Genomic DNA, 22,562 nt, shown 5'->3' with positions numbered 1-22,562 from the left:
CGCCGCGCCGCCGAGTTCGCAGGCGTGCCGCAGGGCGGCGGTGGCCAGGGTGCGGGCCTGGGACAGGGCGCCCTCGGCGGCGCGCACCGAGACCGCCGCCCGGTCGAGGTCGCCGTCGGCGAGGGCGGTGTGGGCCTCGTCGAGGGCGGCGCCCGCGAAGGCGAGCCGGTCGCGGGCCTCCGCGGGGTACCGCCGGGCGGGCGCCAGCGCGGCGTCGGTGCAGGAGCGGCGGAGGCCGGACAGGGCGTCCTCGGCAGTGTCGATGCGCGGTTCCAGCGACCGTGCGACGGCCTCCGCGCGGTCGAGGACCAGTGCCGCGTTGGCCTTCAGCCCGCGCAGCCGGTCGAACGCGGCCGCCTCGGCGTCGAGCCGCCGGTTGGCGCTGGTGCAGCGGGAGCAGATCTCGTCGAGGGCGTGCCGGCGGAAGTCGTCGTCCGGGACGGGGGCGTCGTCGAGCCGCTGGCGCAGCCGGAAGGCGTCCGCCAGCTCCCCCTTGGCATAGGCGACGGCCTCGGCGAAGGGCAGGGTGGCGGCCTCGCCGAGCTGGGCGAGGGCGAAGGGCAGCTCCTCGGCGCTGGTGCGGACGGCGTCGTCGGTCGCGACGAGGTTGAGCGCCGCCTCCGTCTCCAGGTCGGGGAGCGGGGTGAGCGGCTGCGCCATCCGGGCGAGGCCCGGTTCGGTCGACGCGGAGACGGTGACGGGCGCCCGGAACGGAACGGTCGTCACGCGTCGGCGGGCCCGGCGGCGACGGCGCCGGCGCAGCAGCAGTCCGATCAGGCACAGCAGCGTTCCCACGGCCACCGGCACCCAGAACCGCCGGTCGCCGGGGAGCAGGCCGCTGCTCCCCGGGTCGCTGCGGCCGGGGACGATGACGGGCGGCCGGACGGCCTGTCCGGCCAGGACGGACCGGTAGCCGTCGGCGGCGCCGATCGCGGCCCCGGCCCAGTCGTGCTCCTTGAGGGCGGGCGCGATGGCGATGGAGGCGACCTGCTGGAGCTGGTCGGTGCGGAAGCCGGAGTCCGGGGCGGCGGAGACGGCGAACTGCCGCGGATGGGTGGCGACGGCGAGCAGGACATCACGGGGGCCCAGACCGTTGCGGTCGGCGGTGGCGTCGGCCCACTCGTGGCCGGTGCGGCCGGAGAAGTCGTGGACGTAGGTGACGTAGAGCTGGACGTGCCGGCCCGCCAGCCGGGCGAGGGCCGCCTCGACCTGGGACCGGCGCCGGCCGAGGGCGCCGACGGTGTCGGTGACGTGGCCGCCGGCGTCCAGGTCGAGGGGGGTTTCGGCACGGGCGACGGGCGGCGCCGGGAGGAGGAGGACGCACAGCGCGAAGAGGGCGCCGACGATGGCCGGGCCCGGCGCCCCGGGCCCGTACCGCCTCAAAAGCCGCGTCACACTTCGGAGGGTATGACCGGTTTGTCAAAGCCGCTACCGGGAGGCTGTGTGGTATTACGTTCCGTGCTCGGCGCCCCGGCGGCGGATCTTGTTCCCCAGCCAGACCAGCGGATCGTAGGAGCGGTCCACCACCCGTTCCTTCAGCGGGATCAGCGCGTTGTCGGTGATTTTGATGTGCTCCGGGCAGACCTCCGTGCAGCACTTGGTGATGTTGCAGTAGCCGAGACCGTGGTCCTCGCGGGCCGCCGCCTTGCGGTCGACGCCCGCCTCGCCGGCGGCGTCCAGCGGGTGCATGTCCAGCTCGGCGACGCGCATCAGGAAACGCGGCCCGGCGAAGGCCGTCTTGTTCTCCTCGTGGTCACGCACCACATGGCAGGTGTTCTGGCACAGGAAGCACTCGATGCACTTGCGGAACTCCTGGAGCCGGTCCACGTCCTGCTGCCGCATCCGGTACTCGCCCGGCGCCAGCCCCGCGGGCGGGGCGAACGACGCCACCTCGCGCGCCTTGGCGTAGTTGTACGACACGTCCGTCACCAGGTCGCGGACGACCGGGAAGGCCCGCATCGGGGTGACCGTGATCGTCTCCGCCGGGTCGAAGACCGACATCCGCGTCATGCACATCAGCCGCGGCCGGCCGTTGATCTCCGCACTGCACGAACCGCACTTGCCCGCCTTGCAGTTCCAGCGGACGGCGAGGTCCGGTGCGGCCGTGGCCTGGAGCCGGTGGATGATGTCGAGGACGACCTCGCCCTCGTTGACGGCGACCTCGTAGTCGGCGAGGCCGCCACCGTCCGCATCACCCCGCCACACCTTGAAGCGGGCCTGATAACTCATTGGGTGAGCTCCTCGTCCGTCAGGTACTTCTTCAGCTCGTCCTTCTCGAACAGCTCCAGGAGGTCGGGCCGCATCGGCGGCGTCTCCCGCTGCTCCAGCTGGATCCGGCCCAGCGCCGGGTCCTCGGCGGCCGGTTCGGTGCTGTCGTCCGCCAGCCGGCAGACCAGGTTGACCCGCCGCCACCGCCGGTCCATCCCCGGGTGGTCGTCCCGGGTGTGGCCGCCCCGGCTCTCCGCGCGCTCCAGCGCCGCGCGCGCCACACACTCGCTGACCAGCAGCATGTTGCGCAGATCCAGCGCCAGATGCCAGCCCGGGTTGAACTGCCGGTGCCCCTCGACCCCGGCCCGCCGGGCACGGGCCCGCAGACCCGAGAGACGCCGCAGCGCCTCCTCCATCTCCGGCGCCCTGCGGATGATCCCGACCAGGTCGTTCATCGACTGCTGGAGCTCCTGGTGCAGGGTGTACGGGTTCTCGGCCTCGCCGGTGGTCCCGGTGGTCTCCTCGGCCCCGAACGGCCGCAGCGCCTCCGCCTCCGCCGAGGCGACGTCCGCGTCGGACACCGCGGGCCGTTCCGCGGCCACCGACTCCGCGGCGTACCGCGCCGCGTACAGCCCCGCGCGCCGCCCGAAGACCAGCAGGTCGGAGAGGGAGTTGCCGCCGAGCCGGTTGGAACCGTGCAGCCCGCCCGCGACCTCGCCGGCCGCGAAGAGACCCGGCACCCCGACCGCCGCCGCGGTGTCCGGGTCGACCTCGACGCCGCCCATCACGTAGTGGCAGGTCGGGCCGACCTCCATCGCCTCCGCGGTGATGTCCACATCCGCCAGCTCCTTGAACTGGTGGTGCATGGACGGCAGTTTGCGCCGGATGACCTCGGCGGGCATCCGGGTGGAGACGTCCAGGAACACCCCGCCGTGCGGCGAGCCGCGGCCCGCCTTCACCTCGGCGTTGATCGCCCGCGCCACCTCGTCGCGCGGCAGCAGCTCCGGCGGACGGCGGTTGTGGTCGGGGTCGGTGTACCAGCGGTCGCCCTCGCCCTCCGTCTCCGCGTACTTCTCCTTGAAGACGTCCGGGATGTAGTCGAACATGAACCGCTTGCCGTCGCTGTTGCGCAGCACCCCGCCGTCCCCGCGCACCGACTCGGTGACGAGGATGCCCTTGACGGACGGCGGCCAGACCATGCCCGTCGGATGGAACTGGACGAACTCCATGTTGACCAGCCGGGCGCCCGCGAGCAGCGCCAGGGCGTGCCCGTCGCCCGTGTACTCCCAGGAGTTGGACGTCACCTTGAAGGACTTGCCGATGCCGCCGGTGGCCAGCACCACGGCCGGGGCCTCCAGGACGAAGAAGCGCCCGGACTCGCGCTCGTAGCCGAAGACGCCGGAGACCCGCCCCCGGTCCCGCAGGACCCGGGTCACGGTGCACTCCTGGAACACCTTCAGCCCGGCCTCGTAGTCCCCGTGCCGCCGGAAGTCCTCCTGCTGGAGGGCGACGACCTTCTGCTGGAGCGTGCGGATCAGCTCCAGGCCGGTGCGGTCGCCGACATGCGCCAGCCGCGGGTACTCGTGGCCGCCGAAGTTCCGCTGCGAGATCCGCCCGTCGGGCGTCCGGTCGAAGACCGCGCCCCAGGTCTCCAGCTCCCACACCCGGTCGGGGGCCTCCCTGGAGAGCAGTTCGGCCATCCGCCAGTTGTTGAGGAACTTGCCCCCGCGCAGGGTGTCGCGGAAGTGCACCTGCCAGTTGTCGTTCGCGTTCACATTGCCCATACAGGCGGCGATGCCGCCCTCGGCCATCACCGTGTGCGCCTTGCCGAACAGTGATTTGCAGATCACCGCGCAGCGCAGCCCCTGCTCACGGGCCTCGATCGCGGCGCGCAGCCCGGCGCCCCCCGCGCCGACCACGACCACGTCCCAGGACTGCCGGTCCACCCGAGTCATCAGAAGGTCTCTCCTAGAAGAAGCGCGGATCGTCGAACACGCCGCCGGCGACCAGGTACACGTACAGGTCGGCCACCGCGACGCTCACCAGGGAGGCCCAGGCGAGCAGCATGTGACGGGCGTTGAGCCGGCTGACCAGGCCCCACATGCGGTAGCGCACGGGGTGCTTGGAGAAGGTGCGGATGCGCCCGCCGACGATGTGCCGGCACGAGTGGCAGGAGAGCGTGTACGCCCAGATCAGCGCGATGTTGGCGAGCAGGACGAGGGTGCCGAGGCCCATATGGCCCCAGTTGCCCCGCTCGTCGCGGAAGCCGAGGACGGCGTCGTAGGTGAGGATGCCCGCGACGATCACCGCGAAGTAGAAGAAGTACCGGTGGATGTTCTGCAGGACCAGCGGGAAGCGGGTCTCACCGGTGTACTTCGCGTGCGGCTCGGCGACCGCGCAGGCCGGGGGAGAGGCCCAGAACCCGCGGTAGTACGCCTTGCGGTAGTAGTAGCAGGTGAGCCGGAAGCCCAGCGGGAAGATCAGCACCAGCAGGGCGGGCGACAGCGTCCACCAGGAGCCGAAGACCTCCCAGTCCGCGCCGTCCTTCATGGGGACGCAGTGCTCGGCGAGGCACGGCGAGTAGAACGGCGAGACGTACGGGGCGGCGTAGTAGCGCTCGTCCGCGAACGCCCGCCAGGTGGAGTAGACGACGAACGCCAGCAGGCCGGCCGCGGTGGCGGCGGGCGCCAGCCACCAGCGGTCGCGGCGCAGGTGGCGGGGCTCGATCGCGGCCCGGGAGGTGTGGTGGACGCCGCCGCGCGCCGGGGAGCCGGCGGCGGCGGACGGTCTGGGGTCGGTACCAGTGGACAAAGGGACTCCGTCTAGGAGCGGGGGTGTGGGGATGCCGGGCGTCGGGACGCGGGAGGGCCGGCGGCGCTACGGGGCGCGGGAACCGATCCCCTCCTCGTCGGCGTCCCGCCACAGCGAGGGGTCGTACGGGGTGTCGGGAATCTGCACCAGGGCCGGGCGGGGCCGCTCCGGTGGCTGGGTCTCGCGCAGGAGCGACAGGCTCTCGCGCAGGTGCCCGGCGTCGGAACGCATCCGCCGCAGCTCCGGGCCGTCGCTGCCCAGTTGGCGCTCCAGCCGGCCGAGGGCGCGGTCGAGTTCGCCGAGGCAGCGCTGAACCGCTGTCAGGTCGTCGTTCAGGGACACGGATCTGCCCTCACTTCCGCGATAGGCGGTTGCGGGTGGCGACGGTGATGCGACAGAGAGTGTCGCGCGTCACACCCCTTCAGGGGAAGATAGCGGCCCCGATTGCACCTTCGCGGGAGCGCATTGCCGTGTGCCCTGGCGCTGCTCAAACGTTCGTCCAGGCGGGTGGCGTGCGGGCCGGAGGCGCCGTGTCGGCGCGCCTTCGCGCGGGCCGTCGCCTTCAGTGGGCGGCAGTAGATCCGATCAGCGGTTCATTGGACTGGCTGACCGGCTGACTGACCGGCTGACCGGCTGACTGAACGACCCGGCTCGGCCCGGTCCTGCCCCGGACCCGTACGGCGGAGGTTGTCGCCCATGTTCCCCCTCTTGACGAGCAAGCGTTCGCGCACGCGCCGTTCCGCCGCCCTGCTCGCCGCGGGCGCCCTCCTCCCGCTGCCCGTCCTGGCCGGCTGCGGAGGCTCCGGGGGCGGGGACGAGGGGCCGGGCGGCACCCAGGACATCGCCGCCGCCCCCCGTGCGAAGATCGCCGACAGGGGCACGCTGACCTGGGCCGTCGACGCGCTGCCCGCCACCTACAACGCCTTCCAGACCGACGCGGACGCGGCCACCCAGCGAGTGGCGAGCGCGGTGCTCCCGGCCCTCTTCACCCTGGACGCGCACGGCCGTCCGCGGCGGAACCCCGACTACCTGCTCTCCGCCGAGGTCACCCAGCGCGAGCCGCGGCAGATCGTGGTCTACCGGCTGCACCCGGGCGCGGTCTGGAGCGACGGCAGCGCGATCACCGCCGCGGACTTCGAGGCCCAGTGGAAGGCCCTGCGCGGCAAGGACAGCGCCTTCTGGACGACGGGCAACGCCGGCTACGACCGGATCGAGAAGGTCGAGCGCGGTGCCGACGACCGCGAAGTGAAGATCACTTTTGCGAAGCCGTACGCGGACTGGGCCTCCCTCTTCACCCCGCTGTACCCGCGGGCCGCGATGGGCAACGGGAACGCGTTCAACGACTCGATGCGCAAGGAGCTCAAGTTCGCGGCCGGCCCGTTCCAGGTGGGCGAGCGCAACGACGGCCAGGGCACGCTGACGCTCGTCCGCAACCCCAAGTGGTGGGGCGACCGGGCCAAGCTGGACCGGCTCGTGCTCCGCGCCGTGCCCCGCGACGAACGGGCCGACGCGCTGGCCAACGGCGGCATCGACCTGGCCGAGGTCACCCCCGCGGCGGCCGACCGCATCACCCGGGCGAACACCCCGCCGAAGAAGGGCGACGACGCCAACAAGCCCGAGGCGGCCACCGGCCTGCGCGACCTCGTCGTCCACCGCGCCCTGGAGCCGGCCTGGACCCAGCTCGCCCTCAACGGCGCCTCCGGCCCCCTCACCGACGAACGCGTGCGCCGGGCCGTGGCCCGGGCCGTCGACCGCAAGGCGCTCGCCCAGTTCGTCCTCGGCCCCCTCGGGCTGCCCGCCGACCCGCTGGGCAGCCATGTGCTCGTCGCCGGGCAGCTGGGCTACGAGGACAACAGCGACGCCATCGGCGCGTCCGACCCCGGCGCGGCGCGCGACCTGCTCGCCGACGCCGGCTGGAAGGAGGGCAAGGGCGAACCGGCCCGCCGGAAGCCGGTGCGGGCGGCGGAGCCGGGGCAGCAGCCGGGGCGTCTGCCGGGCGGGCGGGACGACAAGGCGGAGACCCGGCCGCAGGAGCCCGGCGGTCCGGCCTCCGCCTCGGCGGAGCCGGTTCCGGCCGAGCCGGCCGAACCCGAGGCGGGGGAGCCGGGCGAGGAGGACGCCGGCGGGGGCTCCGGTGGTGACGACAAGAGCGCTCGGGACGCCGGAGGCAAGGGCAGCAAGGGTGGCATCGGCCCCGTCCGCTTCAAGGACGGCAAGCAGCTGGCCCTGCGGTTCGTCCTCCCCAAGGGCGCGGGCGCCGAGCCGCTGCGCGAGGTCGGGGCGCGGATCGCCCGGCAGCTCGACGCCGTCGGCATCCACACCGAGATCGTCAAGGTCGACGACGCCGGCTTCTTCCGCGACCACATCGCCTCCGGCGACTTCGACCTCGCCCTCTACTCCTGGCCCGCCAGCGCCTTCCCCGCCACCGACGCCCGCCCGATCTTCGCCAAGCCGCAGCCCGCGGCCGACGGGTCCCTCCAGGTCGAGCAGAACTACACCCGCGTCGGCACCGACCAGATCGACCGCCTCTTCGACCAGGCCTCCACCGAGCTGGACCCCGACGCGGCCCGGGACCTCGTCCTGCGGGCGGACGCGCGGATCTGGGCGGCGGCGGGGTCGATCCCGCTGTACCAGCGGCCGGAGCTGATCGCTTCGCGGCGGGCGGTGGCGAATGCCGGGGCGTTCGGGCTGGCCAGTCCGCGGTATCAGGACATCGGGTTCCTGCGGTGACCCCGTGAAAGCACCTTCGGCGTTTGAGGACAGCGCGCGTAGCGCGCTTCAGGGGGGTGTGGGGGCTTGCCCCCTGCAAGAAACGGTGAAAGGGAGGGACCGGGGCGCAAACCCCCAGCTCAGCGCAGCTGCGCCGCTCCCCGGGCAGCCCCGCCCCCCACTTCCCCGTACCATGGAGTAAAGGCCGTGGCTTGATCCGCCCGGCAGGCCCGCGTACCGGACCGTACGCGCGGCCATCCACGATTCCGGGAGAAGCGCCGCAAGTATGCCCACGCGCCATGACATTCGTAACGTCGCCATCGTCGCCCACGTCGACCACGGCAAGACGACCATAGTCGACGCCATGCTCAAGCAGGCCGGTGCCTTCGCCGCCCACCAGCTCGAATCCGTCGACGACCGCGTCATGGACTCGAACGACCTGGAGCGTGAGAAGGGCATCACGATCCTCGCCAAGAACACGGCGGTGAAGTACCACCCCAAGGACGGCGGGGCCCCGATCACGATCAACATCATCGACACCCCCGGCCACGCCGACTTCGGTGGCGAGGTCGAGCGCGGTCTGTCGATGGTGGACGCGGTCGTCCTGCTCGTCGACGCCTCCGAGGGCCCGCTGCCGCAGACCCGCTTCGTGCTGCGCAAGGCCCTGCAGGCCCGGATGCCGGTCATCCTGTGCATCAACAAGACGGACCGCCCGGACTCCCGCATCGACGAGGTCGTCAACGAGACGTACGACCTCTTCCTGGACCTGGACGCGGACGAGGACCAGATCGAGTTCCCGATCGTCTACGCCTGCGGCCGTGACGGCATCGCGTCGCTGACCAAGCCGGAGGACGGCACCGTCCCCGCGGACAGCACCAGCCTGGAGCCGTTCTTCTCCACGATCCTGGCGCACGTCCCGGCCCCGACGTACGAGGAGGACGCGCCGCTCCAGGCCCACGTCACCAACCTCGACGCCGACAACTTCCTCGGCCGCATCGCGCTGCTCCGCGTCGAGCAGGGCGAGCTGCGCAAGGGCCAGACGGTCGCGTGGATCAAGCGCGACGGCTCGATCTCCAACGTCCGCATCACCGAGCTGATGATGACCGAGGCGCTCACCCGCAAGCCGGCCGAGGTGGCGGGCCCCGGTGACATCTGCGCGGTCGCCGGTATCCCGGACATCATGATCGGCGAGACCCTGGCCGACCCGGAGAACCCGGTCGCGCTGCCGCTGATCACGGTCGACGAGCCGGCGATCTCGATGACCATCGGCACCAACACCTCGCCGCTGGTCGGCCGCGGTGGCACGGGCAAGGGCGCGGACGCCAAGTCCGCCGTCAAGGACCGCAAGGTCACCGCCCGCCAGGTCAAGGACCGTCTGGACCGCGAGCTGGTCGGTAACGTCTCGCTGCGCGTCCTGGACACCGAGCGCCCCGACGCCTGGGAGGTGCAGGGCCGCGGTGAGCTGGCGCTGGCCATCCTGGTCGAGCAGATGCGCCGCGAGGGCTTCGAGATGACCATCGGCAAGCCGCAGGTCGTCACCAAGCAGGTCGACGGCAAGACCTACGAGCCGGTCGAGCGCCTCACGGTCGACGTGCCCGAGGAGCACATGGGCGCCGTCACCCAGCTGATGGGCACCCGCAAGGGCCGTATGGACAACATGTCCAACCACGGCTCCGGCTGGGTCCGCATGGAGTTCGTCGTCCCGTCCCGGGGTCTGATCGGCTTCCGTACGGAGTTCCTGACGAACACCCGCGGCACCGGTATCGCCCACTCCATCCACGAGGGCCACGAGCCGTGGTTCGGCGAGCTGAAGACCCGTAACAACGGCTCGCTGGTCGCCGACCGCGCCGGTGCCGTCACCGCCTTCGCGATGACGAACCTCCAGGAGCGCGGCGTGCTCTTCACCGACCCGGGCACCGAGGTGTACGAGGGCATGATCGTCGGCGAGAACTCGCGCGCCGACGACATGGACGTCAACATCACCAAGGAGAAGAAGCTCACCAACATGCGCTCCTCCTCCGCCGACTCCTTCGAGGCGATCGTCCCGCCGCGCAAGCTCTCCCTGGAGCAGTCCCTGGAGTTCTGCCGCGACGACGAGTGCGTCGAGGTGACCCCGGAGGCCGTCCGCATCCGCAAGGTCGTCCTGGACCAGAAGGAGCGCGGCCGCACGGCTTCCCGCGCCAAGCGCTGAGGCTCCGTAGCGAGCGCTGCGGCCCGCGTCGGCCGATGGCGTCGCAGGCCCGCGTCAAGCCCCGCCGGTCCGGCGCCCGTTCGCCGGACCGGCCCCGCAGGCCCGGTACCCCGTACGAGGGGTGCCGGGCCTTCGGCGTTTCCTGACAGGACGTGAGGCCGCGTCCTGATATCGGACAGTGGCCTCCGGATCTGGCGCCAACGGCCCGTTTCGTACGTGTCTGTCTGGGCCGTCTTTGTCCGGATTTCGGGCATGCGACGGTGATCGATGTGACCAAAGCGAGACCCAGTAAGTGTGGTTTAAGGAGCGGCGGTACTCAATAGTGGGTCCATTAGCTCGGGTCAATGGGTCACGCGCTGTGGGGAGCGCGAGGACTCACGAGCACACTCGGGGGCCGGTTCCTGCTTTCCGCTGTCAGGGGTGTCAGCGCTGGGGGCCGGACTCCCTTTTGGTGACAGTGGACTCCTGAGGAGGGATACCCATGCGCGGTGCCAAGAGTGCCAAGTGGGTCGTGGGTGCGATAGTCGTCTCGATGGCGGCGACGGCCTGTGGTGGCGGCAGCAGTAACGATGACGAGGGCAACGCGGCCGTTGACCCCAACGGCGTCTTCACCTACTACAACACCGAGCCGCAGCGTGGGCTCATCCCGACCAACACCAACGAGGTCGGCGGCCACTACATGATGGCCAACATGTGGCGTGGTCTGGTGACCTTCGACATCAACAACAAGCTGCAGATGGCGCAGGCGCAGAGCGTCGAGACCACTGACAACCAGCACTACACCGTCAAGCTGAAGCCGGGCTGGAAGTTCCACAACGGCGAGACGGTCACCGCGAACTCCTTCGTGAAGGCGTGGAACTGGGCCGCCAACGCCAAGAACGCCCAGCTCAACTCCTCCTGGTTCGAGGCCATCAAGGGCTACGAGGAGGTCCACCCGGAGAAGGGCGACCCCAAGGCCGACGCGATGTCGGGTCTGAAGGTCGTCAACGACAACGAGTTCACCATCGAGCTCGCGCGTCCGGTCTCCACCTTCAAGCAGCGGCTGTACTACGACGCCTTCTTCCCGCTTCCCGAGGCGTTCTACAAGGACCCCAAGGCCTTCGGCGAGCACCCGATCGGCAACGGCCCGTACAAGATGGAAGGCGACTGGGCCCACAAGGTCGACTTCAAGGTCCGTAAGTTCGCCGACTACAAGGGCGACGACAAGCCCAAGAACGGCGGCATCGACTTCAAGTTCTTCAGCAAGGACGACGCGGCCTACGCGGAACTGCTGTCGGACAAGATCGACATCATGTACCAGGTGCCCAACTCGCAGGTGGGCAACTTCAAGCAGGACCTCGGCAACCGCGCCATCAGCCAGCCGTACGGCGGCAACACCAACATCGGCTTCCCGCTCTACAACGACGAGTGGAAGAAGCCGGAGAAGGCCAAGGTGCGCCAGGGCCTGTCCATGGCGATCGACCGCGAGACCATCGCCAAGAGGGCGCTCAAGGGCAGCAAGGACGCGGCCACCGGCTTCACTCCGAAGGGCATGATCGGCTGGCAGGACGGCGCCTGTGGCGAGTTCTGCAAGTTCGACCCGGCCAAGGCCAAGGACTTCATCAAGCAGGGCGGCGGCGTCCCCGGCAACAAGGTGACCATCACCTACAACGCCGACGGCGCCAACAAGGAGTGGGTGGACGCGGTCTGCAACGACATCCGGCAGAACGCCGGGGTCGAGTGCGTGACCGACGCGAAGTCCACCTTCCAGGAGTCGCGTGACCTGATCACCGAGAAGAAGCTCAGCAACCCCTTCCGTATGGCCTGGGTGATGGACTTCCCGAACATCGCCAACTTCGTCACCGAGCAGTTCCGCACCGGTGCCGGCGCCAACGACATGGGCTACAGCAACAAGGCCGTCGACGCCCTGATGAACAAGGCGGACGAGGCCAAGACGCCCGAAGAGGCCAACAAGGGCTACTTCGAGGCCGAGAAGAAGCTCATGGAGGACATGCCGGCCATCCCGCTCTTCACCGACCACACCGTCGCCGGGTACTCCAAGCGCGTGCAGAACGTGAAGATGGACTACCAGCGCCAGGCCGTCTGGACCGAGGTCGAGGTCAAGAAGTAACCGGGACGTTTGCAGTGACGTAGGCCCAGTGGCCGTCCGCTTCCCACAAGGAACAGGCGGCGGCCGCTGGGCCCGTCGGCGACAGGAGGAACAATGGGGCGCTTTGTCGCGAGGCGACTGCTCCAGATGATCCCGGTGTTCATCGGGACCACGCTGCTTATTTTCTTGATGGTGTATTCGCTGCCGGGCGACCCCATCAAGGCGATGTTCGGGTCGAAGGCGGCCGACCCGGCGACAGTCGCGAAACTGAAGCATGAATACGGGCTGGACCAACCCCTGATCAAGCAGTACTGGGACTACATCAGTGGTCTCCTGCAGGGTGACTTCGGACAGAGTTTCACCGGCCGGCCCGTGTCCGACCTGCTGGCGGACGCCTTCCCGGTGACCATTCGGCTGGCGCTGTTCGCCTTCGCGATCGAGCTGGTCTTCGGCATCGGCCTCGGTGTGCTCACGGGCCTGCGGCGCGGCAAGATCCTGGACCAAGTGGTTCTGATCTTCACGCTGATCGTGGTGTCCATTCCGGTCTTCGTGCTCGGCAACATGGCCCAGTTCCTGATCGGTGTGAAGTGGAAGCTGGTGGCCCCGACCGTCAGGGACTCGGAGGACATCTCCCAGCTGATCCTGCCGGCGGTCGTGCTCGCCCTGCTCTCGCTGGCGTATGTGACCCGGCTGACGCGGACGACCGTGGCGGAGAACCTCCGCGCCGACTACATCCGCACCGCGGTGGCCAAGGGCCTGCCCCGGCGCCGGGTCGTCGGGGTGCACCTGATGCGCAACTCCCTCATTCCTGTCGTCACGTTCCTCGGCACCGACCTCGGCATGCTCATGGGCGGTGCGATCGTCACCGAGGGCATCTTCAACGTCCCCGGTGTGGGCAACACGCTCTACCAGGCCGTCAACACCAGCGAGGGCCCCACCGTGGTCGGCGTCGTGACCGTGCTGGTGCTCATCTACCTCGTGAGCAGCCTGGTCGTCGACCTGCTCTACGCAGTCCTGGACCCGAGGATCCGCTATGCCTGACAACAAGCCCCAGCAGGTGACCCCCAGCAGCGTCATGGGCGCCGGTCCGAACCTCAGCGGTGGCTTCGCGGACACGTCCGCCGCCAGTCTCGCCGCGGCCACCGAGCTCACCACCATGGCGGGCGAGTCGGCCGGCGGCGGCAAGAAGGACGACGGCAACAAGTCCCGCAGCCTCGGCCAGGATGCCTGGCGCGAACTGCGCGGCAGCTGGCTGTTCTGGACGTCGGGCGTGCTGCTCGTCCTGCTGATCCTCATGGCCGCGTTCCCGTCGCTCTTCACCGACGTGGACCCGCGCCAGGCCGACCTGCGGAATCACTACCTCGGCGCGCCCAACTGGTCCCACTTCTTCCAGAAGGACTGGTTCGGCTACAACGTCCAGGGGCAGAGCGTCTACGCGCGTACCGTGCACGGCGCCCGCGCCTCGATCATCGTCGGCGTTTGCGTGACCCTCGCCGTCACCGTCCTCGGCGGTATCGTCGGCATGATCGCCGGATACTTCGGCGGCTGGATCGACACCATCCTCTCCCGCATCACCGACATGTTCTTCGGTATCCCGCTGCTCCTCGGTGGCCTGGTGCTGCTGCAGGCGTTCACCAACCGCACGGTGTGGACGGTGACCTTCGCTCTGACCGCCTTCGGGTGGATGCAGATCGCCCGTGTCATGCGCGGTGCCGTCATCATCCAGAAGCAGGCGGACTTCGTCACGGCGGCCCGGGCGCTCGGCGCCGGCACCAGCCGGATCCTCTTCCGGCACATTCTGCCCAACGTCATCGGTCCGGTGATCGTTGTCGCCACCATCGCGCTCGGCGGCTACATCGCCACCGAGGCCACGCTGTCGTACCTCGGCATCGGCCTGAAGGACCCGACGGTCTCGTGGGGTGTGGACATCTCCGCCAGCCAGAAGGACGTGCGGGACGGTCCGCACGCCCTGCTCATGCCGGCCGGTTTCCTGAGCCTCACCGTGCTCGCGTTCATCCTGCTCGGCGACGCGGTGCGCGACGCCCTCGACCCCAAGCTGCGCTGAGGGAGGCGTACGTGACCACGACTACCGAGAAGACCGCGGACGTCCCCGAGAAGAAGAGCCAGGACGCCGGGCCGCTCCTCGAAGTCCGCGACCTGCACGTCGAGTTCCACACCCGGGACGGCGTGGCCAAGGCCGTCAACGGCGTCAACTACTCGGTCGACGCCGGTGAGACGCTCGCCGTCCTCGGCGAGTCCGGCTCCGGCAAGTCCGTGACGGCACAGGCCATCATGGGCATCCTCGACATGCCGCCGGCGAAGATCCCCAAGGGGGAGATCCTCTTCCGCGGCCGGGACATGCTGACGATGCCCAACGAGGAGCGCCGCAAGATCCGTGGCGCGAAGATCGCCATGATCTTCCAGGACGCGCTGTCGTCCCTGAACCCGGTGCTCTCCGTGGGCTACCAGCTCGGCGAGATGTTCCGGATCCACCAGGGCATGTCGAAGAAGGACGCCAAGGCCAAGGCCATCGAGCTGATGGACCACGTCCGGATCCCGGCCGCCAAGGACCGCGTCGGCGACTACCCGCACCAGTTCTCGGGCGGTATGCGCCAGCGCATCATGATCGCGATGGCGCTGGCCCTGGAGCCGGACCTGATCATCGCCGACGAGCCCACCACCGCCCTGGACGTGACGGTCCAGGCCCAGGTGATGGACCTGCTCGCCGAGCTCCAGCGCGAGTTCAATATGGGCCTCATCCTCATCACCCACGACCTCGGCGTCGTCGCCGACGTCGCCGACAAGATCGCGGTGATGTACGCGGGCCGGATCGTCGAGACCGCGCCCGTCGGTGAGCTGTACAAGCGCCCGGCCCACCCGTACACCCGGGGTCTGCTCGACTCGATCCCGCGCCTGGACCAGAAGGGCCAGGAGCTGTACGCGATCAAGGGTCTGCCGCCCAACCTGCTGCACATCCCGACGGGTTGCGCCTTCAGCCCGCGCTGCCCCAAGGCGCAGGACATCTGCCGCGAGGAGATCCCGGCGCTGCACGATGTGGCCGAGGCGGACGGCGCGGCGCTGCCGGGCCGACGGAGCGCCTGCCACTTCTGGAAGGAGACGATCCATGGCTGAGACCGGCAAGAAGTCCGGCAAGACGGATGAGGCCGTGGACGCGACGCCCAACGTCTCCGAGGTGCAGGTGGCGGACGCGAGCACGACCGCCGAGGTCGAGGCCGTCCTCGACGCCCCGGTCGAGCGCGGCGAGCCGATCCTCCAGGTCCGCAACCTCGTCAAGCACTTCCCGCTGACGCAGGGCATCCTCTTCAAGAAGCAGATCGGCGCGGTCAAGGCCGTGGACGGAGTCTCCTTCGACCTCTACCAGGGCGAGACGCTGGGCATCGTCGGCGAGTCCGGCTGTGGCAAGTCCACCGTCGCCAAGCTGCTGATGACCCTGGAGAAGGCCACCGCCGGCGAGGTCTTCTACAAGGGCCAGGACATCACCAAGCTGTCGGGGCGGGCTCTGAAGGCCGTGCGCCGCAACATCCAGATGGTGTTCCAGGATCCGTACACGTCCCTGAACCCGCGCATGACCGTCGGCGACATCATCGGCGAGCCCTTCGACATCCACCCCGAGGTGGCCCCCAAGGGCGACCGCCGGAAGCGGGTCCAGGAACTCCTGGACGTCGTCGGCCTCAACCCCGAGTACGTCAACCGCTACCCGCACCAGTTCTCCGGCGGTCAGCGGCAGCGCATCGGCATCGCCCGCGGGCTGGCGCTCAACCCCGAGATCATCATCTGCGACGAGCCCGTCTCGGCGCTGGACGTCTCGGTGCAGGCGCAGGTCGTCAACCTGATGGAGCGGCTGCAGGACGAGTTCAACCTGTCCTACATCTTCATCGCCCACGACCTGTCGATCGTCCGGCACATCTCCGACCGGGTGGGGGTGATGTACCTGGGCAAGATGGCCGAGATCGGCACCGACTCCGAGATCTACGACCACCCGACCCACCCCTACACCCAGGCCCTGCTCTCGGCCGTCCCGGTCCCCGACCCCGAGGCCCGCGAGGGCCGCGAGCGCATCATCCTGACCGGCGACGTCCCCTCGCCGGCCAACCCGCCGTCCGGCTGCCGCTTCCGCACGCGTTGCTGGAAGGCGGAGGACAAGTGCGCCGAGGAGGTGCCGCTGCTGGCGGTGCCCGAGGTCTTCGCCGGTAAGAAGACCCCGGCCGCGCACGAGTCGGCCTGCCACTTCGCGGAGGAGAAGCAGGTGGTGGGGGCGGCGTAAGCGTTCGTCGTCCGCAGGGCCTTCGCCCCTGCTCCGTCCCGGTGACCGGGGCGGGGCGGGGGCTTCTCTTTTGCCGGCGGTCGGGGGACACCCTCATGGGAGCGCATTCGGCCGACGTTCATGTGCTTCGCTCCTGCCCCGGGACGAGCCGGCGCACCGCTGAGCGGGGAGAAGCGGGCGGCGGGCGTGGTGTGGCCGCCGCCCTCGGGCTCGGAGCCGTCCTGAGCCGTCCGGATGAGCCCTCGCCTCAGTGCGGGAGGGTGACCGGAAGCGCGGTGAAGCCGCGCAGGGTGGGGTGGGGCTCCCGGGTGCCGTCCCCGACGGGGGTGCTGTCCGGGTGCGCGGTGGCGAACTCCGTGAGCAGGACGCGGGCCTCCAGCAGGGCCAGGGGTACCCCGAGGCAGGAGTGGGGGCCCACGCCGAAGGCGAAGTGGGGGTTGGGGCTGCGGGAGAGGTCCAGGCGGTCGGGGTGGGGGAACGCCTCGGGGTCCCGGTGGGCGGAGCCCAGCAGCACCCTGACCCGGTCGCCGGCGGCCAGCCGCCGGCCGCCCAGGGTGGTCGCGGCGGTCACCGTCCGGTCCTGGGCCTGGAACGGGCTGTCGTACCGCATCAGTTCGTCCAGGGCGACGGCCGTTCCCGCGCCGCTCAGTCCGGCGAACCCGCGGAGCGCCCCGGGAGTGCGGACAAGGGCGTTCAGGGTGTTGCCGAGCAGCCGGCGGCCCGAGTTGAGGGCCGCGAACAGCAGGGCGCCGAGTGACCCCGTCAGGGCCTCGGCCCCGACCGAGTGCTCGGCCTCGTGCAGCCGCAGGTAGCGCAGGAGACCGCCCCTGCGGTCGCTGCCGCCGTGCGCGTACCGGTACTCGGTGCGCAGCATCTGCCCCAGCAGCGCCCTGGCCCGCAGCCCCGCGTCGGTCTCCTCCGGCGTGGCCCCGGCCGTCATGCCCCGGACCGCGTCCGCGCAGGCGTCCAGGTACCCGTCCCACCGCGCGAGCCCACCGCCGAACAGGGCGCCCGCCGCGTACGAGGCGACGGGCACCGCGAGCGCGGAGACGAAGTCCGCCTCCTCCCGGCCTTCGCTGTGCAGCCACGCGAGGCGCTCACGGGTGAACTCCCGGACATCCGCGGCCAGCTGTCCGAGGTCCTGCGTCCGGAAGGCATGCGTCAGCAGCTCCCGGACGGGCGCCCGGTCCTCGGCCGCCAGCGTTCCCGCCTCCTCAGGCCCGGGCAGTCCGTCCCCGCGCGGCCGCCGCGGATCCGCCGCGAAGAGCCCGTCCTCCTGGAGCACATACCGGCAGTTCTCGTAGCGGGATATCACCCACAGCCCGAGTTCCTCGTGCCGGTGCACCGGGTCCTCTTGCCGCAGCTTGGTATAGACCTGATAGGGGTCCAGGAGGAAGGACGGGGAAAGCGGGTCGAAAAGTACGCCGTCGGATGTACGGGACCCGCCGGAATTCCGGGACGCGGGGGATTCCTGGGTACGAATCCGCACCCGCCCCTGGCGCCGTGGGCGCGCATCGCTCATCCGCGTTCCTCCTCGTCGTCCGCGACCGCCGAACTGCCGTGCAACCGACGGGGGTTGATACTTGAATACGAGACGACGCATCGTACTGAGCCGGTGGGGTCCGGCAACAGGGAAATCGCCGAGAGAAATCGGGGGAGCCGTCGGTCGGATTTCCGCGCGGCGGTCCGGTGGGTGCGGTTCGACGGGATTTCCGCGGAATGGGCGCTCCGTGAACGGTTCGTGTCGGGTGCCGGGCGGGGGCGTCGGAGGGGGCGAATGGGGTCTGGAGTGTCGGCATAGAGCTCGTCGGGACGCTCGATGAGATCCGTGCCGGCGACCCGTATCGCCTTCCTCGGCACAGGCAGGGGACCCGGCTGGAGTGCTGCCCTCCGGAAAGCGGCCTCAGTTCACGAGCAGCGCCATGTCCCACCCGCTGTGCGCACGCCCGCCGTTCGCGTACGCGTCGAGCGCGAGGGCGGTGCCGGCGGCGCCGGTCAGGAAGCCGGGGGCGTTGCTGTGCGGTGAGCTGAAGCCGAATCGGGTGCCGGTGTCGAACCGTTCCAGGACCGCGGTGGCCAGTTGCTCGTGGACACGGGCCGGTCGCGGGTCGTCGATGTGCTCCTTCAGCAGGCCGAACAGGTGGAGCAGTCCGCCCCAGCCGTGGCACAGCCAAGGGGTGTCTGTGCCCCAGGCGTCGAGCGGCGTGGTGAGCAGCGGCAGCAGCGAGCGGTGAACGAGATCGTGCCAGTCGGACCGGTCGAGGGCCAGGGCGGCCAGCTGGATCGCCCGTGAAGTGCCCGGCGCGCCGTAGCACCAGGAGGGAGGCTTCGTCCGGCCGGTCGGCCGGCCATAGCCTGCCGACCAGTCGGTGAGTCCGAGGTAGTCGGGCCAGCGGATGCCGTCGCCGTCCTCGGTCGTCCACTCCTCGAACAGACCCACCAGCTGCTCGATGGCCTCGCGGTGGCCCTCCACGACGACGCCGTCCCGCCACGCGAGGGACAACAGGGCCAGGGGGCCGGCGATGCCGTGCGAGAGGCCGAGGTTCAGGTGACCGTCGGGCAGCGCGGATTCCAGGTCCGGCAACGCGGGCACCGCAGTCCACCACCGGGGTACGGGACGGCCTCGGAGCATCACGCGGCCGTGCGCCAGTTCCACCAGGTGGCCGAGGAGCAGGCGGAGCTCCGGGGCGCAGGTCTCGCCCCGTGCGAGCAGGTACCGTCCGATGCCGCTCAGGCCCCGGACGACCTCGAACTGTCCGTTGCTGGCGACCGGCGCGTCGGTGATCTCGGGCAGGGACGTGCGCACCAGGTTCCGTTGGAAGTCGTCGAGCCTTTCCAGCGCCGATCGGTATCCGCCGGTGGACCGATGGGCGATCAGCAGGGCGTAGGCCATCGAGCCGGGACCGTTGTAGATGCCCGCCGCGGGTTCGTCACCGCGGGCCAGGATGGATGTCGCCCGTGCCAGATGGTCGTGGGCCCGGGCGGCGTGCCCGGGGCGCCGGGGGACCGTCCCGCTGAAGGCGAGGGAGATACCGGGGTGCCCGTCGGCCAACGACAGGTCCGCCAGGGACTCGTCGGGACTGCGGTCCGGAACCGGAGCCCCGGCTCCGGGCGCGCCGGCCGTGGAGAACGCCGTGACGGTGAGCCGGTCGAGTACGTGCTGGACGACGTCCACGGCCGCGAGGCGACGCGACGTGCTCATGTCCTCGCCTCCCGGTCCCGCCGCGCGAGGTGATCCCGTGCGGCGCCCCGCAGGATCGCGTAACCCCTTTCCTCGTGGGCGGGGTCGATACCGAACAGCCGGTTGTGCTGCATGTGCAGCAGGCTGAGCAGGGAGCGTTCGTGGGCGGGGGAGCGGAGGCCGCTGCCGTCCGGCGCCAGGAGGAACCGGCCGTAGGCGCGGGTCTCGGGCGCGTCCGTCCACAGCCGGGCCAGGGAAGGGGCGGCGAGCCGCTCGCCGATCGCCGTGGCGACCTGGCCCGGACGCACCAGGTTCCGGGCATAGGAGCGGACGCGCTGGAAGGCCCGGTGTGCCGGCCTCTTGGGGAACACCCGCCCGGCCCATGAGCACCAGTCCCAGTCCCCCAGCGACTCCAGCAGGAGGGCGTGATGCGCGGCCGAGAGCACGTCCGAGGGAACGGTGGATCCGGTGTGGGGAAGCAGGGTGAGGTGTGCGAGCGCGGACTGGCTGTCCAGGCAGAACAGTCGCTCGGCGGCCGGCAGCGCGTCCTCGCCGCCGTAGCGGTCGGTTTCCGGTGCGTAGCTGTCCAGCACCATGGCGCGCACCGCTCCCGCGTCCTGCATCGCCCGGGCGTGGCGGGCGAGTTCCGGCAGGACGATCGAGCGGAGGGTCGCGGGAACGCCGTGGAACCGCAGACGCAAGTGGGCTTCCGGGTCGCGGTAGCGGATGAAGAACCCGTGGTCGGTGTGGGGCACCACGTCACGGAGGAGCCCGGGGAGATACGCGCGCAGCAACTCGTCATGGGTGTCCGCCGCCGCGTAGAGCTTGACGGACAGCCACTCCTCACCGGGCAGGTGCCGGATGCCGGTCGATGTGGCGCGGGCGCTCCCGGTCGGACGTGCGGCGTCGGCCGGGCGCCGGCGGACGAAGGGGAAGACCACTTCGGTGCTGTGCCCCTGTGCCCAGCCGAGTCCTCGGCCGTCCGCCGCGGGATCCTCCGCGATGATCACTCCGGGGCCGGTGCGCACCTCGTCCCGCAGCAGCGTGCGGTGCCACTGACTCGTCAGGTCGACGCCGTACACCCGGTCCTCGCGGACGATCTGCACCTGGTCCGGTACGCGGTAGCGCTCCTGCCACCGCCGGACGGCGTCGTCCCACTGCTCCGGCGCCGAGGCGGCCTCACGCACGCGACGGTCCGGCAGCCAGCGCAGGGGTGCGGCGGTGACCCTGCCGAAGGTGACACGGGGCAGCACGGGCAGGGTCTCCAGCCCGCACCAGTTCCATCCGTGCCAGTTCCGGGGCCTGTCGTGCGAGATGTCCCCGAGCAGACGCACGACGTGGGGCGCCTCCCGGTCGAGCCTCACCATGTGCGGTACCACGGGCAGCACCTGACGTCCGGTCCGCTCGTCCACGAGCAGCAGCCGTGAGGTGGTCGCGCGGACGAGCAGACGCCGCCAGTCGAGGTGGTCCGGTCGGCCGGGATCCGCATGGACGCCGACCGGGATCCGGTGGGGGAGCAAGGGCGGGACCTGGACCAGGTTGAGGGCCATGGGCCGGAGCGGCCGGAAGACGACCTGGGCGGGCAGGACGCCCTCGTCCGCCGGCCGGCTCATGAGACGTGACAGATCAGCGGCGAGGCCGGTCAGTTCCGCGAACCTGCCGGAGGTCGCGCCTGCCGTCCAGGAACCGGAGTGCCTGCTGCCGATCAACCGGAAGTCCCCCTGATCGAGGGCTGTCACGTTGTCCGCCAGAATCTGGAAGCACAGTTCCAGTGAGTACGGCGGCGCGGTGGTGGGAACCGCGGAGCCGGTCGCGGCGATACGGTCGATCACTTGCGGTGTGAGCCTGAGCTCCCGTTCCTCCTGAAGCAGGGCGTCGTGCACCAGTTCCGCTGTCAACAGACGGCGCTCGCGGGGCTCGTCGGGCCGTTCGGACGGTGAACCGTCGTCCGCCGGGGACGAGCCGTAGGTGTCGGGGAAGCCCAGGCCGCGGTGACGGTCCACGAGTTCCCCGAGCGGGACGAGCGCGTCCGTCCCGTACTTCTCCAGGAAGCGGTCACAGTACCGGCGCATATGGGCATGGGTACGCCCCTCCGGCGAGATGGCCCACATGGCGGACGCGTAGGCCTCGGCCTCCTGGGCCACGATGCGGGGCAACCGGATGTCCGCGTCCATGCGAAGGTCGACGTGGATCGGCGGGCGGCCGGACGAGGTGACCGACCCGGTCGGTCGCAGGGCCCGGCGCCAGGCTTCGGAGCCCTTGCCGGGAGCTGTCAGCTCATAGGCCCGGAGCCCGTCGCGGATCCGCCGAAACGTCGCGGCCGCTTCCGGAGCGGTCGCGAGTGCGGTCTCCACCCGGTCCAGCGCCTCGGCACCCAGGTCGAGTGGCGTGATCGACGTCAGCAGGAAGTCGTGCCGGACGAGTTGTGCCAGCACGGTGTCGACGTCGTCGGCGGCGATGTCGGGAAAGGCGGTGGCGGCGTTGTCCAGCAGTTCGTGGTAGGCGACCGGACTCGCCGCCGCTTCGGTCAACAGGGCGACAAGCGCGGTGCGACGCAGCGTTGTCTCGCCCTCGGCCGTCGGCAGTACCAGACGTTCGCCCCGGCGGTGGCAGAGGTCGTTGAGAACGACCGTGACCTCCCTGCGGACCGTCGGTGAGGCGAGCAGGTCCCGAACGTGGGCGTCGAGCCATTCGGCGTCGAGGCGTACCTGTTTCCGCCCGGGCCCACGGATGTCGACATGCGCCGTGTCACCGATGCTTGCCGGGCTCACTCCCGCGAAGAGGCCGAAGGGAGTGGGCCTGCCGCCGGCGCGCAGGGCGTACCGGGTGACGGAGAGTGCCGCACTGGTCGCGCGCCGGTCGTTGACGACCGCCCCGGCATCGAGCTCATCGAGCCGGTCCGCCAGGCTGGTGCTGGCGACCTGGATCGCCTCGCGCAGCAGCGGGTCGGCGGCGAGTTCGCGCATGCCCGTCGGAGATCCCGCGGCGGCCTGTGGGCGCAGCTCCTCGCGAGGGGTGCTCGCCATGCGGACGAGCAGCGGTTCCGCGATGTCGAAATGGTCGCCCGGCAAGGCCGGCTCCTTCACAG

The 22,562-nt window shown here is 70.6% G+C and carries 15 protein-coding genes; 7 read left to right on the top strand and 8 right to left on the bottom strand.

What is annotated here, in order from left to right:
• The 5 genes from HN013_RS27605 to HN013_RS27585 all read right to left on the bottom strand — a co-directional run.
• A partial coding sequence (locus HN013_RS27605) for a TPM domain-containing protein (RefSeq protein WP_171170934.1) occupies positions 1-1,395 on the bottom strand: 1,395 nt, incomplete at its 3' end.
• A 54-nt stretch (positions 1,396-1,449) separates the two neighbouring features.
• On the bottom strand, positions 1,450-2,229 hold the full coding sequence (locus HN013_RS27600) for a succinate dehydrogenase/fumarate reductase iron-sulfur subunit (RefSeq protein WP_171170932.1): 780 nt from the start codon (positions 2,227-2,229) through the stop codon (positions 1,450-1,452).
• The gene (locus HN013_RS27595) at positions 2,226-4,163 is read right to left on the bottom strand and encodes a fumarate reductase/succinate dehydrogenase flavoprotein subunit (protein ID WP_171170930.1); all 1,938 of its coding nucleotides are present in this window, start codon (positions 4,161-4,163) and stop codon (positions 2,226-2,228) included. Before HN013_RS27595 ends, HN013_RS27600 begins: the two co-directional genes overlap by 4 nt.
• A 13-nt stretch (positions 4,164-4,176) precedes the next feature.
• Positions 4,177-5,019 (bottom strand): hypothetical protein, encoded by an 843-nt coding sequence (locus HN013_RS27590; protein WP_171170928.1) that lies wholly within the window; start codon positions 5,017-5,019, stop codon positions 4,177-4,179.
• A gap of 66 nt (positions 5,020-5,085) precedes the next feature.
• The gene (locus HN013_RS27585) at positions 5,086-5,361 is read right to left on the bottom strand and encodes a hypothetical protein (protein ID WP_171170926.1); all 276 of its coding nucleotides are present in this window, start codon (positions 5,359-5,361) and stop codon (positions 5,086-5,088) included.
• Between the two features lie 354 nt (positions 5,362-5,715).
• Between HN013_RS27585 and HN013_RS27580 the strand changes: the two genes are divergently transcribed.
• From HN013_RS27580 to HN013_RS27550, 7 genes are all read left to right on the top strand, one after another.
• Complete coding sequence (locus HN013_RS27580; RefSeq protein ID WP_171170924.1) at positions 5,716-7,749, top strand: ABC transporter family substrate-binding protein; 2,034 nt, start codon at positions 5,716-5,718, stop codon at positions 7,747-7,749.
• Positions 7,750-8,014: 265 nt separating this feature from the next.
• Positions 8,015-9,919 (top strand): translational GTPase TypA, encoded by a 1,905-nt coding sequence (gene typA, locus HN013_RS27575; RefSeq protein ID WP_171170922.1) that lies wholly within the window; start codon positions 8,015-8,017, stop codon positions 9,917-9,919.
• Positions 9,920-10,400: 481 nt separating this feature from the next.
• Positions 10,401-12,029 (top strand): ABC transporter substrate-binding protein, encoded by a 1,629-nt coding sequence (locus HN013_RS27570; protein ID WP_171170921.1) that lies wholly within the window; start codon positions 10,401-10,403, stop codon positions 12,027-12,029.
• A 93-nt stretch (positions 12,030-12,122) separates the two neighbouring features.
• On the top strand, positions 12,123-13,049 hold the full coding sequence (locus tag HN013_RS27565; RefSeq protein ID WP_171170919.1) for an ABC transporter permease: 927 nt from the start codon (positions 12,123-12,125) through the stop codon (positions 13,047-13,049).
• Positions 13,050-13,083: 34 nt separating this feature from the next.
• Positions 13,084-14,073 (top strand): ABC transporter permease, encoded by a 990-nt coding sequence (locus HN013_RS27560; RefSeq protein WP_398980851.1) that lies wholly within the window; start codon positions 13,084-13,086, stop codon positions 14,071-14,073.
• Between the two features lie 11 nt (positions 14,074-14,084).
• Positions 14,085-15,140, top strand: a complete 1,056-nt coding sequence (locus HN013_RS27555) for an ABC transporter ATP-binding protein (RefSeq protein WP_171170915.1) — start codon at positions 14,085-14,087, stop codon at positions 15,138-15,140.
• A complete protein-coding gene (locus HN013_RS27550) occupies positions 15,133-16,293 on the top strand; it encodes an ABC transporter ATP-binding protein (RefSeq protein WP_171170913.1) in 1,161 nt (386 codons plus the stop codon). The genes HN013_RS27555 and HN013_RS27550 overlap by 8 nt, the downstream gene beginning before the upstream one ends.
• A gap of 247 nt (positions 16,294-16,540) precedes the next feature.
• Here the strand turns inward: HN013_RS27550 and HN013_RS27545 are convergent, their stop codons facing one another.
• From HN013_RS27545 to HN013_RS27535, 3 genes are all read right to left on the bottom strand, one after another.
• Entirely contained in the window at positions 16,541-17,815 is a 1,275-nt protein-coding gene (locus tag HN013_RS27545) for a cytochrome P450 (protein ID WP_171170911.1), read from the bottom strand.
• A gap of 381 nt (positions 17,816-18,196) precedes the next feature.
• Entirely contained in the window at positions 18,197-19,495 is a 1,299-nt protein-coding gene (locus HN013_RS27540) for a lanthionine synthetase C family protein (protein ID WP_171170910.1), read from the bottom strand.
• Positions 19,492-22,545 (bottom strand): lantibiotic dehydratase, encoded by a 3,054-nt coding sequence (locus HN013_RS27535; RefSeq protein WP_249375474.1) that lies wholly within the window; start codon positions 22,543-22,545, stop codon positions 19,492-19,494. The genes HN013_RS27540 and HN013_RS27535 overlap by 4 nt, the downstream gene beginning before the upstream one ends.
• Between the last annotated feature and the right edge of the window lie 17 nt (positions 22,546-22,562).

This window comes from Streptomyces sp. I05A-00742 (assembly GCF_013055795.1).
In the GTDB taxonomy this organism is placed as follows: Bacteria; Actinomycetota; Actinomycetes; order Streptomycetales; family Streptomycetaceae; genus Streptomyces.
The sequence above is the reverse complement of the archived record's forward strand: the minus strand, read 5'-3'. Positions and strand labels throughout refer to the sequence as shown.

Coding starts and splice junctions, on each gene's coding strand:
- HN013_RS27570 (WP_171170921.1), top strand. CDS start 10,401: ATGCGCGGTGCCAAGAGTGCCAAGTGGGTCGTGGGTGCGATAGTCGTC.
- HN013_RS27595 (WP_171170930.1), bottom strand. CDS start 4,163: ATGACTCGGGTGGACCGGCAGTCCTGGGACGTGGTCGTGGTCGGCGCG.
- HN013_RS27600 (WP_171170932.1), bottom strand. CDS start 2,229: ATGAGTTATCAGGCCCGCTTCAAGGTGTGGCGGGGTGATGCGGACGGT.
- HN013_RS27560 (WP_398980851.1), top strand. CDS start 13,084: ATGGGCGCCGGTCCGAACCTCAGCGGTGGCTTCGCGGACACGTCCGCC.
- HN013_RS27580 (WP_171170924.1), top strand. CDS start 5,716: ATGTTCCCCCTCTTGACGAGCAAGCGTTCGCGCACGCGCCGTTCCGCC.
- HN013_RS27545 (WP_171170911.1), bottom strand. CDS start 17,815: ATGAGCGATGCGCGCCCACGGCGCCAGGGGCGGGTGCGGATTCGTACC.
- HN013_RS27550 (WP_171170913.1), top strand. CDS start 15,133: ATGGCTGAGACCGGCAAGAAGTCCGGCAAGACGGATGAGGCCGTGGAC.
- HN013_RS27565 (WP_171170919.1), top strand. CDS start 12,123: ATGGGGCGCTTTGTCGCGAGGCGACTGCTCCAGATGATCCCGGTGTTC.
- HN013_RS27540 (WP_171170910.1), bottom strand. CDS start 19,495: ATGAGCACGTCGCGTCGCCTCGCGGCCGTGGACGTCGTCCAGCACGTA.
- typA (WP_171170922.1), top strand. CDS start 8,015: ATGCCCACGCGCCATGACATTCGTAACGTCGCCATCGTCGCCCACGTC.